This is a genomic window from Anatilimnocola aquadivae (genome assembly GCF_049819085.1).
Lineage (GTDB): Bacteria > Planctomycetota > Planctomycetia > Pirellulales > Pirellulaceae > Anatilimnocola.
In genome coordinates, this window is the sequence record NZ_CP187419.1 from 5,657,383 (window position 1) to 5,675,046 (window position 17,664).

The following is a 17,664-nucleotide window of genomic DNA, read 5'->3' on the forward strand; positions in this document are numbered from 1 at the left end:
AGTTTTGCTCGTTCGTCCTCCGCTGGGGAATCGTTTCATGCTCTCCCGAATTGCACTCCTCTTAGGACTCGTGCTCGTGACTGTGCCCGAACTCGAACTGACCGCAGCCGACAACCTCGACCGCTTCGAAGCGCGCACCTTCACGGGATCTGACGGCGAAAAGCTGAACTATCGCCTGCTGAAGCCCAAGGATTACGATCCGAACAAGAAGTATCCGCTGGTCCTATTCATGCACGGAGCTGGCGAGCGCGGCGACGACAACAAGCGTCAACTTGTCCATGGCATGAACGACTTCGCATCGGATGCGATCATGGAAAAGTACCCGGCCTTTGTCATGGCCCCGCAGTGCCCGAACGGTAAGAAGTGGGTCGAAGTCGATTGGGGCGCGACGAAGCATAGCGCTCCCGAAAAACCTTCGATCTCGCTGCAGCTGTCGTTTGATACGCTTGAGGCACTGCAGAAAGAATTCAGCATCGACGCGAAGCGAATCTATGTGACCGGTCTCTCGATGGGGGGCTACGGCACCTGGGACAGCATCGAGCGGAAGCCCGATTACTTTGCGGCAGCCGCTCCCATCTGCGGTGGTGGTGATGTCGAGAAGGCGAAGAACCTGACCAAGCTGCCAATCTGGGCCTTTCATGGCGACAAAGACACAGCCGTGAAGCCCGAACGCTCGCGCGATATGATTGCCGCGATCAAGGCTGCCGGTGGTGAGCCGAAGTACACCGAGTACGCGGGCGTCGCTCATAATTCGTGGAGTCAGACCTACAGCAATCCCGAGTTTTATGCCTGGCTGTTTGCCCAGCAAAAGAAATAAGTAGCTAGGAAGCGAATGGCCAAGTCGAAGAATCAAAAGGGAAAGGGTGCAGCCGGCAAGAAGTCGGTTGCCAACGAGCGGACTGCTGCGCCTGATGAGAGCGAATCAGCGTACGACGAAGCGGGAAAGGCAGATCGCCCCACCAGCCCGCTGCGAGCATTTCCCGCTGATCCGGCCAAACCGAATGTCACGCTGCTGTTTCTCAGCTGCGTGCTGTTTGCCGTTTGGTTTTGCTACCTGGTCTATGTCGCCCTGATGGGTTAGCCACCCTTGTTCATCGCCGGGAACATTTCGCGCACCATCGTGATGGCCGCCGGGCCGACGAGGATCACGAAAATACCGGGGAAGATGAAGAGAACTAGCGGGAAGATGAGCTTCACTGCCGTCTTGGCTGCTTTTTCTTCGGCGATTTGAGCGCGGCGAGTACGCATGGCTTCGCTTTGCACGCGGAGAGCCTGGGCGATGCTGCTGCCGAACTTATCGGCCTGAATCAAGATCGATGCCAGCGACTTGAGGTCTTCGACACCGCTGCGCGAACCAAGTTCGGCGAGCACTTGCGAACGAACGCGACCCATCTGAAGTTGCAGGTTGCACAGGCCAAATTCATCGGCGATGTTGCGATAGGACTTCTTCATTTCTTCCGCGACTTTACGCATCGCCTGATCGAGACCAAGGCCCGCTTCGACGCAGACCACCATCAGGTCGAGCGCATCGGGCAAGCCGAGAAAGATCGATTCTTTCCGCTTCTTGGCCATGTACATCACGACCAGTTCGGGCAGGTAGAACAGCACACCGGCGATAGCGACGATTCGCACGAGCGCGCCTTGCGTCATGCCATAAGTCAGAATCGAAGCACCACCACCGACAAACAGGCCGATCAGCAAGCCCAGGAACTTCGCCGCCTGGAACACCATCGGCGCTCCTTCGCTACGAAAGCCCGCGTAGGAGAGCTTCAGTTTGAGTTTATTTACTTCCGCTTCGGTTTTCGGTTGCAGCGGCTTAGCGAGTGCCGGCGAAGCGGCTTCCAGCATGCGCGAGAGATTGTCCCCCTTGCGGCCGCCTTCGTCCCGCTTCTTCCGCCCCACCGGATCGCGAAAGTCTTCGAGCCGTTGCTCGGCCCGGCTACTATTGCCCGAGAGAAACTCGATGGCCAGCCAGGTGATGGCGGCGATCAAGCCAAACACGGCGACTTGCACGAGAATCGGATTGGTGAGGATTGCGTTCATAGTAACCGCCGGAACAATCTGAATAATTTCAAAACGTCTGCCCGCTGTCGCGAACAGTTCCTACACCTTGATGTTCACAATTTTGCGAATGACCAGCGCGCCTAAGAACTGCAGCACGATACCGCCGGCCAGCATTTGATGCCCCATCGGGTCGGTAAAGAGCGTTCCCAAGTAACCTGGATTCAGCCGCCACATGACGATCGCAAGGCAGGGTGGCAGACCGAGGAGCACCGATCCCGACAATCGACCTTCGCCGGTGAGAGCCTGGATCATGCCGTAAATTTTGTAGCGTTCGCGAACGAGGTGGCCGATCTTGTCGAGAATTTCGGCGAGGTCACCACCCGTTTGACGTTGCAGAATTACGGCCGTCGCAAAGAACCGCAAGTCGAGGTTCGGCACGCGGTCAGTCATTTCTTCGATCGCATCTTCGAGCGGCTGACCAAGGTTTTGAGCTTCGTAGCAGCGTTCGAATTCGGTGCCGATGGGCGCGCCCATTTCGTCGGCGCACAGTTTAAAACCGGCGGCCAAGCTGTGACCGGCACGCAAGGCGCGAGAAATCAATTCGAGTGCTTCGGGCAGCTGCTTGGCAAACTTTGCCAGGCGGCGACCGCGTCGCATGTAAAAGTAAATGAACGGGCACACGCCCAGCACAAGTCCCAACGGTGCAAACACCAGTGGCACGCGGCATACGACCGGCAATATCACACCGCCCAGGGCAAGAGCCACGGACATGGCGACGAGCTTAGCGGGCGTGACTTTCGTATCAGCCTGTTGCAAGAACAGCTTCAGGTTGAAGTTCTTTACCAGCCATTCTTCAAACGCGCTGGTCTCGTTGAAGTTAGCGAGCAGATTGTTGTCATCTTTTTTCTTCGCCGCCGGATTCGACAAGCCCGCGAGCATGTCCAGACGGTCTTCGACCATCGTGCCGCCGCTCGACTTCGAAAACACGCTGGCGACGCCACCGACGAGACAGGCTACGCCGATGAAGGAGGCACCGATGATGAGAAGCGTGAGCATGGCGGTTAGCTGTTTATAACGAGGCGAAGTGGAGCGGTTCTGGGCAACTCAAACGCAGAACGTAGAAGTCAGAATGCAGAATGAGTTCATGTGTTTTCATTCTGCAATCTGCATTCTTACTTCTGCATTTCCTTAGTCTGGCAACATCACGCGTTGACGGAACGCGCTGGAAGGGAGGCGGATGCCCGCCGATTCCAGCTTGTGCATGAAGGTGGGGCGAATGCCGGTCGCTTCGAAGCGACCGCGAGCACGACCCGTTTCGTCGATGCCTTCTTGCACGTATTTGTAAATGTCTTGCATCACGATGGTGTCTTGTTCCATGCCCACCACTTCGGTGATGCTGGTTACGCGACGAATACCACCTTGCAGACGGTTGGCTTGAATGAGCAGATGCACGGCGCTCGAAATTTGCTGACGCATGGCCTTGATCGGCAGTTCGAAACCCGACATCAGAATCATTGTCTCGAGACGAGCCAAGGCATCGCGCGGTGTATTGGCGTGCAACGTCGTGAGCGAGCCATCGTGACCCGTGTTCATGGCTTGCAGCATGTCCAAGGTTTCGGGACCACGGCATTCGCCGATGATGATCCGTTCTGGACGCATACGCAGGGCATTCTTCACCAGGTCGGTGGCGGTGATCGCACCCTTGCCTTCGATGTTCGGCGGTCGCGTTTCGAGCCGCACCACGTGCTCTTGTTGCAGGCGAAGTTCCGCCGCGTCTTCGATGGTGATCACGCGTTCGTGATTCGGAATAAAGCTGCTCAGCGTATTCAGCAGCGTGGTCTTACCGGAACCAGTACCACCGGCCACGATGATGTTCAAACGAGCCTTCATGGCTCCTTCGAGCAACATGACCATTTCGGGTGTGAGGGCTTTGTAGTTCAGCAGGTCTTCGAGCTTCAGCGGCGAAGAACCGAAACGACGAATCGAGACCGCGGCGCCATCGAGGGCGAGTGGCGGAATAATCGCATTCACGCGGGAGCCGTCGGTCAAACGGGCATCCACCATCGGGCAGACTTCGTCGACGCGACGACCGACCTTCGACACGATGCGGTCGATGATTTGCAGCAAGTGTCCGTTATCGCGGAATTCGACGTTCGTCCGTTCCAGCTTGCCTCGGCGTTCGACAAAGATGTGCTTGGGTCCGTTGATCAAAATATCGGAGATCGTCGAGTCCTTCAGCAGCATCTCGAGCGGGCCAAGACCGAAGGTTTCGTCGAGCACTTCTTCGATGAGACGCTCGCGTTCGGTGCGGTTGAGGAAGGTTTCTTCCGTATCGCACAAGTGTTCGACGACGAGGCGAATTTCGCGGCGCAGCACATCGCCTTGCAACTCGCCGACGCGGTTCAAGTCGAGCTTATCGACGAGCTTGTTGTGAATCTTGCGCTTGAGCAGGTCGAACTCTTCGGCTTTCGAAGCTTCGGCAGCAGACCGCGATGCAGTGGGAATTGGTTTCATGTGCAAACTGACTCCGCCCGGGGGATGGGCAATAGACAAACAATTCTTCGCGGACCGCTACGCACCTATTTCCCAATACAGGCTTCCAATGAATGGCGCGCAGCAAACCGCGACTGGTTCTCCGTCGAAACCATAGCTCACGCGTTGCGATCAAGCGGCTTCGCGAGTGGCAAAATGTCAACATTACGAAAGGGCTTCGGGTTATGCTGAAAGCACGGTCGACAGCACCCTTTTAACCAGCACAACCACTACTGAATCAGCCAATATGCGAGCCGGTGGGATCATCTTGTGCGGGGGCAAGAGCAGCCGAATGGGGCTGCCGAAAGCGACTCTTCCGTTCGGTCCCGAGTTCATGTTGCAGCGAGTTCATCGCCTGCTGAGCGAAGTCGTGCAGCCGATTGTGGTCGTCTCGGCAGTCGAGCAACCGCTGCCGATGCTGCCTGCCGAGACATTATTCGCCTCTGACGAACGCCCAGATCGCGGCCCACTGGAGGCTCTCTGTGCGGGCCTGAAGACGATCCAGCCGTACTGTGATCTCGCGTATGTTACTAGCTGCGATGTCCCGCTGTTGCAGCCCAGCTTCGTGCGGCAGTTGCTGGCGCTCGCGGGCGACTTCGCGGCCGTCGCTCCGCAAGAAGAAACGTTTTGCCATCCGCTGTCGGCCGTCTATCGAACGAGCCTAGTCCCGACGATCAAAGCGATGCTTGCCAGCGATCAGCTTCGGCCGAACGCATTGCTGAAGCAGATTCAGACGCTATTCATCCCAATCGAAGAACTACGCGCGAGTGACCCAAGCCTGCTCACGCTGCGAAATCTCAATCGTCCTGAAGATTACTTTGCGGCATTGAAAGATGCAGGCTTTGAACTCGATCCCGTGATCAAAGCGGGCCTTCGCGCCGAGTGAACATTACAGCTGCAACGGTTCGCCAGCCAGTTGCCGTTCGTTGCGCGTCAGCTCGTACATGTCGTGAATGAGTTGTGCATCGCAAGGACGTTGCTGCACATTGCGGCGGGCGAACATCCGCTGCTGCGTGGCGATCATGATCTCGGGAGGCAACTCCGTGACCTGACCAAATAGCCGGGCATAGTTCACAAAGCTGGCCACATTGGTCGTTACGTAGCCATACACCATGCTGCAACTACCGACTGTTTTTCCCGTGAAAATGCCGGTGTTGATCGCGGTTTTGGAGTAATCACCCATCATGCAGCCGACGAACTGCATACCGGTCGGCACCGCTTCGCCGCGATAGTCCATCTTCACGTTGCCATACGTGTTCTTCAGGTCGCTGTTACAAGTTCCAGCGCCCAGGTTGATCCAACTCCCCAGGTAACTGTGGCCGAGAAAGCCGTGATGCTGCTTGTTCGTGTAAGGTTCGACAATGCTTGCTTCCACCTCGCCACCGATTTTGGTTGTGTGGCCGAGCGACACCGCATCTTTAATCGCCGAGTGCTCAATCACCTTGGCTCGCGGCCCTAAATAAGCGGGCCCGCGCAAGAACGAGTACGGACCAACGGTGGCATTCTCATCGAGCAGCACCGGTCCCTTCGTAGTATCGGTCGTGCAGTACTGCCCCAACGATGCCCCGGATGCGGCAAAGACTCCATCCGCAATTTCTTGATACTTGCCACTCGCAATGCGTCGCGCGAGGCTCGAATCAATGATCGACAAGTTATGACGAACCAGATCGTGTGGCCAGGTGAGCAGAGGCAAATCCCGCTCAATCACCGGCAATTTCCACAGGCCCGGCGTGTGCAAATACTCATGAAAGCGATTCACATCGGCATGCGACGGAGGCTGAGGTCCTTCCCGGCCGATCAGCGCCGCAGCAATGGTGTCGCCATCGCGAACCATGCCTGGCCGACCTTCGGCGATCAGTTGCTTGAGTGTTTCATAGCTGGCAACCGAAGGGACGAGGCGGGCGTTTACCAGCAGCGACGGTCCATCACTCCCCACAGGAAACGAAGTGAACTGTGGAAAGTCGACTTGCTGAATCGTCGCTAGATGCGGCCGCACGATGCCACGCAGCGAAGCACCCAAATCGGTGCTCAGTTCGCCCAGCCAATCGATCAGCCGATAGCTGCCGCACGTCATCGCGTAGGCAGCACGCCCCACGGTGATAGGGAAGAGCCGATTGATCCATTCGTCTTCAAAAACAATGAGTTGCATCGCAGGCTCGCGCAAGGTGAGGCAGCAGGCGCTATTGTAGCGCATCGTGCGGCCTCGCAAGGGTAGCTTGCGGTTTTGTGCACGCCAGCGAGCTTAGTTCGTGTCGCTCGAATAGACTTCCGGCACCAGCAGATATTCGCTGCCTTCACACACGCTGGTGGGCTGAAACGCAGTCACGTTCAGTCGTTCGTTGAGGGCGGCCAAGCCCTGACAGAAGACGAGGCCCGCTGGACGACGGTCGCGCACGACCACGGCCACGTCCTGGTCGCTTTCGGCGAAGTGCTCCATCATTTCGTTCAGCGAAGTCGTTTCGTCGAACTTCGCGAAATCGGTTTGCATCACGTGCCGCACCAGCCGGACCGAGGCTTGCCGCGGACGATTTCCGATCGAACGAACGCTGGCCAATTTGGAGGCTGTAATCAACCCTAGCAAGTGCCCTTCCAGATTCACGACTGGCAAGGTTGCCAGCTGAGTTTGATCGAAGAGCGCGAGTCCTTGATCGACCGATTCGTCGGCACCAATCAGCACCGGGCAAGGGATCATTACGTCGCGAGCGAGCGTGGTGGCAAACAAGCGGCCGTCGGAAGCCAGTTCGGTCCAGTTCTGCTGATCCTCATCGACTTCGTCACTATGCACGACACAATTGCGGCCCGAGATCTTCGCCAGTTGCAAGGCAGCAGTTGCACGTTGCAGGGCGATATCGGCCGGTTCCTCAGACTGCACAGCGGTAAAGCCAATGCTCGCCGTGACGTTCACCGTAGTGTTGTTCACTTTCAATTGCGTGGCCTTGAGCGTCGTCAGCCAGGAGTTGGCCAGCGATTCGGCAGCGGTATCATCCGTCGCACTAAACAGAATCGCCAGGCGATTCTCGTGCATCACACCAGGCATTGCCGTCGAGGGAATCGAACGCTTGATGGTTTGAGCCGCAGCGTGCAACAACTCCCGATAGGCCAGCAAGCCTTGGGCCCGAGCAAAGCGGCCGAACGAATCGAAATCGAGTACCGCCAGATAAGCGGGCGGCGCTTTCGCTTTTTCGCTGCCCGATGCTTGAAACCAGGTGGGCCACTGCTTCAGCCAGGAGTTTCGTTCGACCAAGCCGGTGATGCTATCCAGGCCGTTTTGTTCCGACAGACGCCGCTCGTACTCGAGCACGCGAGCACCGGCCCGCAACCGCGCGAGCAACTCGCCATAGACCACATCGCGGGACAGAAAGTCGTCAAAGCCCGCTTCGAGCGATTCGGTCAGCGCTGTAACTTCCGGCAACTCGATCAGCAACATGCAGTAGGTAAAGACCTGCTGAGCGCCCAGACGTCGCACCTGCCGGCAAAGCTGCTTCGAGGCCAGCGATTCGGTCGCTCCATCGACCAACAGGAAGTCCGGAGGCTGAGCTTCGGCGGCAGCCAGCGTTTGTGCTTCGTCACTCGCCTGGCGCACCTCGTATCCGAAGATGTCGAGAAACTTCGACATCCGGCGCAGCAAGATGCGATCGGCCGACACAATCAAAATGGAGTAAGGGCGAGCTGACATCGGTGGCTTTCACCCGCAGGTTCCGGCGGCAGCTGGCGGCACGTACACACGAATCGCGCAGAAGCCTGGCCTCTGGCACAAACCTAGGTTACAGAAAGTCGGTTGTGTTTTTGGGCCAAAAATAATTTGTCACCGTTGGCACCGCCTGCCGGCAAATTGTGACGTAGGTTTCAGTTGGCACGTGTAGCAGTGCGGTGCGGTTGTCTGCTGCCGGCGCCACTTTCGACAGGCTTGGTCGAACCAGACTCATCTACTACTGGTCGCTAACCACTGCGGGGCTGTCATGCGGACAAAGATTCTGTTGCCGGAAGCGAAACAAGCTCCTTATCTGGAGCGTGTCGGTGGGACACCCGGCGAACCCATCGTGCTTGAAAAGTTCCCCTTTTCCCTGGGGCGGAACGAATCGTGCGACTACCAGGTTCCCTCGACGAGAGTCTCGCGAGAGCATGCTTCCATCAGTAAGGATGGCAAGCATTTTCGCATCAAGGACCTCGGTAGCACCAATGGCACACTGGTGAATGGCAAGAAGATTGCCGAAGCCTTGTTGACCGATGGTGACTTGCTCACATTCGCTGATGCCGAGTTCTGCTTCCGCACTCCCAGCAGCGAATCGGCCCGGGTTACCGTGACGCATGTGATGGATGGCGGATCATCGGCCTCACACGACAGCGACGCCAACTCCGAAGACCGTGCGTCGCGAGATTTCATTCTCGCCGTTCGCTCGCTGAATGAAGGCCTGCTCCATCGCGGTCTCCGCACGAGGTTTCAACCGGTCGTGGAACTCGCGACCGGTCAACCAATCGGCTACGAGGCGATTCGCCGCGTCGAGAACTACTCGGGTGACATCCCCGCTGGCGAGCGCGTGCTGCAAGGCGTCGATTGTCGACTCACCGAGCGCTGGCATCAGCTGCACCGCTTGCTTGCCGCTGAACAAGCGGCCGAAGCAACCGGCGCGAACTTCCTGTTCGTCAATCTGCAACCTGCGGAAGTGGGAGCCGATGGCTTGCCCGAGACACTCGCTCAGTTGCAACAGCGACTCTCCGGCAAGCGGCTGATTGCTGAGATCCCGCACTCGGCCGTGGTCGATATTCCGTTCTTCCGCGATTTCCTCAGCAGGCTCCGCGAGTTAAACGTGGGCGTCTGCTACGGCGGCTTCAGCAGTGGGCAGAATCAAGTGCGAGCGCACGAGCAGTTCGCCCCCGACTACCTGCAACTAGCACCGGCACTGGCTCGCGGGGTCGATCGCAGTACGCAACGGCAACAGCAGATCAAGCAACTGGTCGAAGCCGCTGTTGCCGCCGGCTCGAAGATCATCGCCACCGGCGTTCACAGCGAAAACGAGTCGCAGACCTGCCGCGAACTAGGCTGCCAACTCGCCCAAGGCGACCTCTACGGTCGACCTCAAACAATGCAGTGGGCGTCGCTCGCGTAAATGCAGAATGAAAGACGTGCTGATGCTGTCTTCATTCTGCGTTCTGCATTCTTACTTCTGCGTTTCTAGTACTCGTTCGACGAACCCTTCTCGACCAACCCCGCGCTGCCACTGAAGGTCTTGCGCACGCGGCGTTCGGCGATTTCCTTTTGCAGGTGAGCGATAGCGGCATCCAGTGACATGGCGCCGAGATCTCCTTCCAAGCGATCACGAACCGAAACCGTTCCTTGCTCGGCATCGCGCGGGCCGACGACTAGCATGTAAGGAATCAGTTCCAGTTGCCCGTCGCGAATCTTCGCGCCGAGTTTCTCCGGACGGAAGTCGCCGGTCACGCGCAGGCCTCGAATGCGCAGCTGCGTCTCGATGTTGCGACCATATTCTTCGCTCTTCTCGCTGACCGTGATCACGCGCACCTGTTCGGGCGCGAGCCACAGCGGGAATGCACCCGCGAAATGCTCGATCAGCACGCCGATGAAACGCTCCATCGAGCCGAGCGGCGCGCGGTGGATCATCACAGGCTGATGGGCCTTGTTATCCGATGCCGTGAATTCCAGGCCGAATCGCGCGGGCAAGTTGTAGTCGAGCTGCACGGTACCCAGCTGCCATTCGCGGCCGATGCAATCGGTGACGACGAAGTCGGCCTTCGGACCATAGAAGGCAGCTTCGCCCGGCTCGGCGGTGTACGAGATGCCCAGGCGAGTACAGACATCCTCGAGCGCATTCTGGGCACGTGACCAAACCTGTTCGCTGCCGACGTACTTGTCGCTCTTGGGATCGCGGAAGCCAAGTCGCACGCGGTAATTGTCAAGGCCCAGCGACTTCAGCACGAACTGTGTCATCGCGATGCAGCCCTCGAACTCCGCTGGCACTTGCTCTTCCATGCAGAAGAGGTGAGCGTCGTCCTGTGTGAACCCGCGCACGCGCGTCATGCCGTTCAATTGACCGGTCTTTTCAAATCGATAGACCGAGCCGAACTCCGCCAGCCGCAAGGGCAGTTCCTTGTAGCTCCGTTTTTGAGCTTTATAGATCTGAATGTGATGGGGGCAGTTCATCGGCTTGAGCAGATAAGCCTCTTGCTCGTCGAACCACTCCTTAATCATGTGCATCTTGTCGGCATCGGTCGTGGCCTTGCCAAAACCCCCGAACGAAATCGGCACCAAGCCATCAATGTTCACTTTCAAGGCTTCTTCAAAGTGACCGATGAAGCGATTGTCGGTCAGCTTGCCCTGAAACTGCAGCGCAAAGAGTTGCTGCACGCTCTGCATGAACGGATCGAAGTAGAACGGCGGAAACTGACTTTCCATGTAATACGGAAAGTGTCCGCTGGTCTGATACATCTGGATGCGGCCGATGTGCGGCGTGTAGACCGGCAAGTAAGCCCGCTGAGTCAGTTCCTGCTTGATGAAGTCTTCGAGCTGCGAGCGGATCATCGCTCCCTTCGGCAGCCACAGGCACAAGCCGGGGCCGACATCGTTGCTCAAGGTAAACAACTGCAGCTGCTTGCCGAGCACGCGGTGATCGCGTCGTTTGGCCTCTTCGATTTTCTTCATGTGCTCATCGAGTTCTTCCTGAGTGAAGAACGCGGTGGCATACAACCGCTGCAACTGCGCGTTGTCGGAATCTCCTTTCCAGTACGCACCGGCCAGCGAGAGCAACTTGAAGGCACCTACGGCGCTCGCACTAGGAATATGCGGCCCGCGGCAGAGGTCGATAAACTCGCCCTGGCGATAGAACGACAGTTCCGGATGAGTCGCCAGGCCGGTCTCGATGTGCTCGACTTTGTAATGCTGGTCGAGACCTTTGACGATCTCTAGCGCCTTCTCGCGGGGCACTTCAATCCGCTCGAAGGCTTCGTCGAGGGCGATGATTTTCTTCATTTCCGCTTCGATGGCGGGAAAATCTTCGTCGGTCAGCGGCTCGGGAAGTTGAAAGTCGTAATAGAAGCCGCCGTCGACGGTCGGACCAAAAGCCAGCTGAACACCCTTCTTCAGCCGCATCACCGCGCGGGCCATGATGTGGGCGCACGAGTGCCGCATCACGGCCAGCGCCTCGGCATCTTTGCGGGTCAGCAGCCGCAGTTTGATTTCCCCTTCGCTGGGTAGAATGGTGTCGGTACCCACGACTTTGCCATCCACTTCAGCGGCCAACGTAGCTTTGGCGAGACGCGGGCCGATCGATTCGGCAATGGCTCGTGGGGTGGTTGAGGCGGGAAACTCCTTCACACTGCCATCGGGCAAACTGACCTTAAGCATCGAATCGTTCTTCCTGAAGAGGGACAGGCTGCACGTTGCGGCACGCCGCTACAAAGGGTGTGCGCGCACAACGTCTGCCGTCGCGTAACATAACGGTCCGCCATGGTTTGCGACAAGACAGGCTAGGCAAACCCAAGACTCGCCAACCACCGGTCAAGTAGTTTCGACACGGCAGTCCCCGCTCAAGTTCACTCTCCCTCGGCCGGCTCAGCGAATCGCGTTTTTCCACTCCGCAGTATCTGCAATCGACGGTTGTTGGATTCGTTGTTTTTTCACAAAACCTTGCGAAGTGATTCCCGTTCAAAGACTTGCGTCGCAGTTTGCCGTTTTTGAACTCACTCTTTCTGTCCAAAAACCTCCCGCTTTCCAACCCGGCGAGTTTACCTCTGTGATAGGCAATAGGAAATTGTCTTCCGCCTTCGCCGCAAGCACACTTTCTCATCGCGCGCACGAGGCAACTTCCACTCGCAACCACATTTTCAAAAGTCCGCGATTCTTTGTCAAGACTTTTCGGCAGGATTCTCGGAAGTGTCTGGCGTCATCCTCGCCGGTTGTGAGAAATGCCCCTAACTCCTACGATGAGTCTGTTGCTATCGCAGGCTGCAAATCGGAACTTTGGCATGTCGTCACCCAGGCTGATTCTTTGCGAACGGACCACGCGCTGGCTCGCGGCCTGGCGTCGTACGTTGCCACAGAACCGGTGGCAGCTCCTTCGTTCGGTGATTTCGCTGCCGCAGTGCGAAAGCCAATTGCGGGAATCCCCCGGTTCGGTCGCGGCCATCAGCGTGGACGAAGGGAATCTCTCGTCCGCAATCACGGCGCTCCATCGGTGGCAGAACGACTTCCCCACGGCTCGCTTCCTGGCTTTGTGCTCGGAAGAGATTGCCAGCCAACCCGAGGCGCTCCTTTTGCTGCGCGAAGCGGGCGTGCTCTTGACCATCGAACGGTCCGGGCAATTGTCGACGGCAGCGCGCCTGGTCTTACGACACCTGCGGCGTACAGTGGCCGCGGAACTGCCTTTGCCTGCAGCCATTTGGGAGCGACTTCCCTGGGCACGCTTCGCCGTTAGCAAACAACCAGTTAATCACTAACAACCTCTCTTTTGAATTGCATAGGACCTTGCGGATGAGTTCCGATATCTCGGTGGTGGCTGTCGAAAAAGTGCTGGCGGAATTCAAGGATCCAGAAACCGGCCGCAACGTCATGCAAACGCAGCAAGCGCGCGATGTGCAAGTCAGCGGCGATAAGGTCTCGCTCACACTGGCGCTCACAACGCACTCCGCTCCGATCAAAAACGAGATGCGCGAACGCCTGATCGAGTTGCTACGTCGTCGGTTGCCTTCGCTCACTAGCGTCGATGTGAACCTGGCCGTGCACGAACGGGCCGCCGTGAAAGTGGGCCAAATTGGCCTGACCGCCAAGAGCGTGATTGCGGTTGGCTCGGGCAAGGGTGGTGTGGGCAAGAGCACCGTCGCTGCGACGATCGCGCTCGGCCTGAAGCGTGCCGGCTGCAAGGTCGGCCTGATGGACGCCGACGTCTACGGCCCCAGCATTCCGCACTTGCTCGGCCTCAGTGGCAAGCCAGTGATCGAAAATCAAAAGCTGCAGCCCATTATGTTTCAGGGGATGCCCACCATCTCGATGGGCTACCTGGTTCCCGCGGGTGAGGCCGTCGTCTGGCGTGGTCCGATGCTGCACGGTGCCATTACCCAGTTCCTGCGAGACACCGCCTGGGGCGATCTCGACTATCTGATCATCGACATGCCGCCCGGCACCGGCGATATCGCCCTCACCCTCTCGCAGCAATTGCCGCTTACCGGTGCGGTCGTTGTTTGCACGCCGCAACAAGTGGCACTCATCGACGCGGTAAAGGCCATCGCCATGTTCCGCAAGGTGAACATTCCGCTCCTCGGCATGGTCGAGAACATGAGCGGCTTCATCTGTCCCGATACGGGCAAGCGTTACGACATTTTCGGTGCCGGCGGCGCTCGCAAAGCAGCGGAAGAGTTGAAGGTCCCCTTCCTGGGCGAAGTGCCGCTCAATATGCAGATTCGCATCAATGGCGACGAAGGCCTGACGCTCGGCAACTTCGACGATCCGATCCTTGGACCTTACCTGGAAAAGATCGTCACCACGCTCGTGCGCAACATCGCCGACAACACCATGAGCAAGCCGCCGAGCATGCAATTGCCGATGCTGGGCTAAGGCAGCGGTTGCGTGCTGCGAATGTAGGCGAGCAGGTCGCGAATTTGTTGCTCGCTGAGTTTGCTGAGCAGCCCTTCCGGCATCAGCGAAATGGGGACCGCCCGCAGATCTTCGATTTCGTCGCGCGGCAGCGACAGGCTTTGGCCATCGACGCCGCGCAGCACTAGCACCTGGGCATCTTGCTCGGCGATGAACCCGCTGAGCGTGCGACCGTCAGCCGTTTGCACCAGGTAGTTTTCAAAGCCCTCGCGAATCTCGGCGCTCGGGTTCACCACATTCAGCAAGATGCCGCGCAGGTCGTCCCGCTTGTAAGTTGTCAAATCGGGGCCAATCTGTCCGCCATCAGTAAACAGCTTGTGACACTTGCCGCACGACTGCATGTAGAGCTTTTTGCCCTGATACGGATTGCCGGCTCCTCCTGTCGCGACTTGCAGCAATTGATCGACCTGGGCTCGCAAGGCTTCGCTCGAGGAGCCCGCGAGTTCTCCCCAGTGCTTTTTGCAGGCCGTGCGAATGGCCGGCGAATCGCTGAGCAGCAGACGGCGCACGGTCGATTCGTGAATGCTCGCCGGTTCGATCTGCCCGGCCTCGATCGCGTCAATTAGCTCCTTCGCCCACGTGCCCCGACTGGCCAGCAGCGATTGCGCAACCGAGCGAACCTCTTCGGGCATATCGCGAAAACCGGCGACGACTTGCTTGCCGATTTCGGCATCGCCATACGACTGCAACGACCCGAGCGCGGTGCTGCGGAGCCCATCGTTGCGAGACTCTTTCACCAGCTTGAGCAGCACAGGGACGCACGTGGGCTGATTGATGGTGCCGAAGATGGCTACCAGTTGCTGCCGCTTGGAAGCATCGACCGCTTCGTTACCAATCTCCTTCAGAGCGGCGGCCACAGCTTCTTTATCCCCTTGCCGCAAACGGAGCGTCGGCGAGGTATTACCGGCTGCGGTCATGGCTGAGACAAGCTCCGCCGGCAGTTGATTCATCGCGCGACCTTGAAAGGCCGCTTCGATGCCCGCCATCATTTTGCCGGCATCTTCCTTGCTCGCAGTTCGCAGTAACTGAGCAACCGTAAGAAGATCTTTTCGTTGGCCAGTCGCTGCATAGCGGCGGGCAACGCGTTCCAGCAATTGATCCTTCACGAGCGGGGAACCGGCAAATTCCTTGTCGCCAAACAAGGCAATCACGGCATCTCGTTCGCCGGCCGCATTCGCTTCGATGGCCCACCAGGCAAGGAGTGGCAAATGAATGTCGGCTGGCCCCAATTCGCTAACGGCGAGAGCTTTGACAATCGGCAGCGACTGCCCCGCCGGCAAGCGACGGGCCGACGATGCAAGTTGACTTCGAACCCGACTGTTCTTCTCGCTCAACGCGAAGGCCGCGAATTGCCTGGCCATGGTCGAAGAGACTTCGCCGTCATCGCAGGCGATGCGGACCGCCCACTCACGGACGGCGGGTGACCGATGTTCCAGGCATCGCTCAATCTGCTTGTCATTCAAACCGGCGACTCCATTCAAGGCCCACAACAATTCGAGTGCCACCTGCCCTTCGCTGGCGAAAATCTGTTCCTGGAGCGTCTCTGACAATGTTTCGCTATGTCGCTGAGCGAGTAACATCCGCGCCGTCTGTCGGTGCCAGCGATCGACGTGGTTCAGTCGTTCGAGCAGTTGCTCGTCGGTCAGTTTCGACAGATCCTCAGCCTTGGCGTGCTTTGAGTCTTTGCCCGTGACGCGAAAAATCCGGCCACTCTCTTTATGCACGCGCCCCTGATAATGGCTGGCGTGGTCGATCCGCTGCTCGTACATGTCGACGATGTACACGGCACCGTCGGGACCGACTTGAATATCGATCGGCCTTACCCACGGATCGCTGCTTGTGAACAAGTGCCCCACATCTTCGGTCTTGAAACTCGAGCGATCGTCGTGGACCTTGCTCAGGGTAATATGACTCTGCAGCGGAGCGACGCCCATCAGTTGCCCGTGGTACTGGGCCGGCAAGGCATCAGCGCCGTAGATCACGAACGCGTGCGTAAACCGAGGCACCTTGGCATGGGCCATCGCTTCGAAATAGCCGAACGTGTACGGGTTCGACAGTTCCCCGTGCTTGCCAAAGCCCTTTTGATAGTAGCCTCCCTGCACGTAGTGAAAGCCGCGCGTGTTGCCGCCGTTGTGGCCTGAAAAAACACGTCCTTCGTCGTCGAATTCCACGCCGAACGCATTGCCGCCACCTTCGGCGAAGATCTCGTATTTCTTCGTCGGCGGGTGATATCGCCAGATGAGTTGCCCGAGCGAGTGAACGGCTTTCTTCTCGCCGGGACGGCGAATATCGCCGGTCACCGTGCTCCCTTGAGCACCATATAGCCAGCCATCGGGCCCCCAACGCAGGTTGTTCGCCACCGAGTGCGAGTCTTCAATCCCAAAGCCTTCCAGGTGTACTTCGGGATCGCCATCGGGAACGTCGTCACCATTTTTGTCCGGATAGAAAAGTAGGTAAGGCGGGTTCAGCACCCAGACACCACCTTCGCCGTATTCGAACGACGAGCAAACACTTAGGCCGTCGACAAAGGTTTTGTGTTGGTCGTACTTGCCGTCGCCATCGGTATCTTCGTGAACGGTAATTTTGTCCTCACCGCGAAAATGATTCGGCGGAGCGGGCGGAACTTTGTCGTAAACGGTTCGCAGGAACTTATCGCGACTAATGGCGGTGAGCCCGGCCGGATGTGGGTATTGCAGATACTGCACGCACCACAGGCGGCCGCGAGCATCCCACTTGATCGACAAAGGCTGACGCACGGCGGGTTCGCTGACGGCGAGTTCAATCTTCAGATCATCGGGCACCTTTAAGTGGGCCAGCGATTGCTCGGGCGAAAGCGGCCCCGCTTCGTCTTGCAGTTTTTTCAATTCCCGCTCGACGATGTCGGCAGGCTCGACTTTTTCGAAGGGAGCAAGCTTGCCGAGTTCTTCGGCCGGTGCTGTCGCCCAGGCAGTTTCATCGCCGGTGCGAGTTTGCCAGTTGCCCGCCAGCCGAATCGCTTGATCGCCGGCAAACAATACCGGCGCCGCGACATTGAAGCCCGAGCGTCCGTCGACCACACAAACGCGAATCGCCAACAGGTGCACTTCGCCGGGCTTGAGTTTGTCGGCAGGAATCGCGAACCGCTTAGTCTCGCCAATGCCGCTTAGAAAGCTTGGCGGGAAACGGCCGAGCGCCCCAATCTTGGTTCCGGCAAAGTAGATTTCGCGGGCATCGTCGACCGACTCCACGGCCAGCGATATTTCGCGCCCCTTCCACTCCTTAGGAATGCGCACCGCGGCTCGATACCAAAGTCGCAGGTCGGTGCCGCCGGGCGAAGCCCTCCATGCTTGCGGCACGGTCACTGTCTTCCAGTCACCGTCGGCGGCAACGGCCACCGCCGCCACACTCCACAACAGGCTAGCCAGGCAGGCACGAAACGTCACAACAGAAAGCATCAGGCGGGCTCCAGCGGAGAGGCAGGTAGGTGCCAGCGATGATACCCGGCGGCCGCGCGCCATTCCAGCAAGGTCTCGTTAGCCGTTGAC

13 protein-coding genes are annotated in these 17,664 nt (G+C 58.2%); 6 read left to right on the forward strand and 7 right to left on the reverse strand.

The window, feature by feature from the left end:
* Positions 1–37: 37 nt before the first annotated feature.
* Positions 38–817 (forward strand): prolyl oligopeptidase family serine peptidase, encoded by a 780-nt coding sequence (locus tag NA78x_RS22280; protein WP_425614586.1) that lies wholly within the window; start codon positions 38–40, stop codon positions 815–817.
* Between the two features lie 15 nt (positions 818–832).
* Positions 833–1,081, forward strand: coding sequence for a hypothetical protein (locus NA78x_RS22285; RefSeq protein WP_425614587.1), 249 nt, complete (start codon positions 833–835; stop codon positions 1,079–1,081).
* Here NA78x_RS22285 and NA78x_RS22290 read toward each other — a convergent pair.
* From NA78x_RS22290 to NA78x_RS22300, 3 genes are all read right to left on the reverse strand, one after another.
* Positions 1,078–2,043 (reverse strand): type II secretion system F family protein, encoded by a 966-nt coding sequence (locus NA78x_RS22290; RefSeq protein WP_425614588.1) that lies wholly within the window; start codon positions 2,041–2,043, stop codon positions 1,078–1,080. The genes NA78x_RS22285 and NA78x_RS22290 overlap by 4 nt on opposite strands.
* A gap of 60 nt (positions 2,044–2,103) precedes the next feature.
* Positions 2,104–3,060 carry a type II secretion system F family protein gene (locus tag NA78x_RS22295; protein WP_425614589.1) on the reverse strand — a complete coding sequence of 319 codons (957 nt, stop codon included), beginning with the start codon at positions 3,058–3,060 and terminating at the stop codon, positions 2,104–2,106.
* A gap of 132 nt (positions 3,061–3,192) precedes the next feature.
* Positions 3,193–4,518: a CpaF family protein gene (locus NA78x_RS22300; RefSeq protein WP_425614590.1), complete on the reverse strand. Its 1,326-nt coding sequence runs from the start codon at positions 4,516–4,518 to the stop codon at positions 3,193–3,195.
* A 265-nt stretch (positions 4,519–4,783) separates the two neighbouring features.
* Between NA78x_RS22300 and mobA the strand changes: the two genes are divergently transcribed.
* Positions 4,784–5,422, forward strand: coding sequence for a molybdenum cofactor guanylyltransferase (mobA, locus tag NA78x_RS22305; RefSeq protein WP_425614591.1), 639 nt, complete (start codon positions 4,784–4,786; stop codon positions 5,420–5,422).
* A gap of 3 nt (positions 5,423–5,425) precedes the next feature.
* Here mobA and NA78x_RS22310 read toward each other — a convergent pair whose 3' ends face one another.
* The gene (locus NA78x_RS22310) at positions 5,426–6,685 is read right to left on the reverse strand and encodes a putative sugar nucleotidyl transferase (protein ID WP_425614592.1); all 1,260 of its coding nucleotides are present in this window, start codon (positions 6,683–6,685) and stop codon (positions 5,426–5,428) included.
* A 93-nt stretch (positions 6,686–6,778) separates the two neighbouring features.
* The gene (locus tag NA78x_RS22315; protein ID WP_425614593.1) at positions 6,779–8,212 is read right to left on the reverse strand and encodes a diguanylate cyclase domain-containing protein; all 1,434 of its coding nucleotides are present in this window, start codon (positions 8,210–8,212) and stop codon (positions 6,779–6,781) included.
* 283 nt (positions 8,213–8,495) lie between these two features.
* Between NA78x_RS22315 and NA78x_RS22320 the strand changes: the two genes are divergently transcribed.
* Positions 8,496–9,644 carry an EAL domain-containing protein gene (locus tag NA78x_RS22320; protein ID WP_425614594.1) on the forward strand — a complete coding sequence of 383 codons (1,149 nt, stop codon included), beginning with the start codon at positions 8,496–8,498 and terminating at the stop codon, positions 9,642–9,644.
* Positions 9,645–9,709: 65 nt separating this feature from the next.
* On the opposite strand, the gene thrS is transcribed toward NA78x_RS22320, so the two are convergent.
* Positions 9,710–11,896: a threonine--tRNA ligase gene (gene thrS, locus NA78x_RS22325; protein ID WP_425614595.1), complete on the reverse strand. Its 2,187-nt coding sequence runs from the start codon at positions 11,894–11,896 to the stop codon at positions 9,710–9,712.
* Positions 11,897–12,516: 620 nt separating this feature from the next.
* Here thrS and NA78x_RS22330 point away from each other — a divergent pair.
* Both NA78x_RS22330 and NA78x_RS22335 read left to right on the forward strand, forming a co-directional pair.
* A complete protein-coding gene (locus NA78x_RS22330) occupies positions 12,517–12,987 on the forward strand; it encodes a hypothetical protein (RefSeq protein ID WP_425614596.1) in 471 nt (156 codons plus the stop codon).
* Positions 12,988–13,021: 34 nt separating this feature from the next.
* Positions 13,022–14,101, forward strand: a complete 1,080-nt coding sequence (locus NA78x_RS22335) for a P-loop NTPase (RefSeq protein ID WP_425614597.1) — start codon at positions 13,022–13,024, stop codon at positions 14,099–14,101.
* Here NA78x_RS22335 and NA78x_RS22340 read toward each other — a convergent pair.
* Positions 14,098–17,574 (reverse strand): PVC-type heme-binding CxxCH protein, encoded by a 3,477-nt coding sequence (locus tag NA78x_RS22340; protein WP_425614598.1) that lies wholly within the window; start codon positions 17,572–17,574, stop codon positions 14,098–14,100. The two genes, NA78x_RS22335 and NA78x_RS22340, sit on opposite strands and share 4 nt — an antisense overlap.
* Between the last annotated feature and the right edge of the window lie 90 nt (positions 17,575–17,664).

What these genes read in the sequence shown, in the direction of transcription:
- mobA (WP_425614591.1), top strand. Translation starts at nt 4,784, where the DNA reads ATGCGAGCCGGTGGGATCATCTTGTGCGGGGGCAAGAGCAGCCGAATG.
- NA78x_RS22285 (WP_425614587.1), top strand. Translation starts at nt 833, where the DNA reads ATGGCCAAGTCGAAGAATCAAAAGGGAAAGGGTGCAGCCGGCAAGAAG.
- thrS (WP_425614595.1), bottom strand. Translation starts at nt 11,896, where the DNA reads ATGCTTAAGGTCAGTTTGCCCGATGGCAGTGTGAAGGAGTTTCCCGCC.
- NA78x_RS22320 (WP_425614594.1), top strand. Translation starts at nt 8,496, where the DNA reads ATGCGGACAAAGATTCTGTTGCCGGAAGCGAAACAAGCTCCTTATCTG.
- NA78x_RS22290 (WP_425614588.1), bottom strand. Translation starts at nt 2,043, where the DNA reads ATGAACGCAATCCTCACCAATCCGATTCTCGTGCAAGTCGCCGTGTTT.
- NA78x_RS22330 (WP_425614596.1), top strand. Translation starts at nt 12,517, where the DNA reads ATGTCGTCACCCAGGCTGATTCTTTGCGAACGGACCACGCGCTGGCTC.
- NA78x_RS22340 (WP_425614598.1), bottom strand. Translation starts at nt 17,574, where the DNA reads ATGCTTTCTGTTGTGACGTTTCGTGCCTGCCTGGCTAGCCTGTTGTGG.
- NA78x_RS22295 (WP_425614589.1), bottom strand. Translation starts at nt 3,060, where the DNA reads ATGCTCACGCTTCTCATCATCGGTGCCTCCTTCATCGGCGTAGCCTGT.
- NA78x_RS22310 (WP_425614592.1), bottom strand. Translation starts at nt 6,685, where the DNA reads ATGCAACTCATTGTTTTTGAAGACGAATGGATCAATCGGCTCTTCCCT.
- NA78x_RS22300 (WP_425614590.1), bottom strand. Translation starts at nt 4,518, where the DNA reads ATGAAACCAATTCCCACTGCATCGCGGTCTGCTGCCGAAGCTTCGAAA.
- NA78x_RS22335 (WP_425614597.1), top strand. Translation starts at nt 13,022, where the DNA reads ATGAGTTCCGATATCTCGGTGGTGGCTGTCGAAAAAGTGCTGGCGGAA.
- NA78x_RS22315 (WP_425614593.1), bottom strand. Translation starts at nt 8,212, where the DNA reads ATGTCAGCTCGCCCTTACTCCATTTTGATTGTGTCGGCCGATCGCATC.
- NA78x_RS22280 (WP_425614586.1), top strand. Translation starts at nt 38, where the DNA reads ATGCTCTCCCGAATTGCACTCCTCTTAGGACTCGTGCTCGTGACTGTG.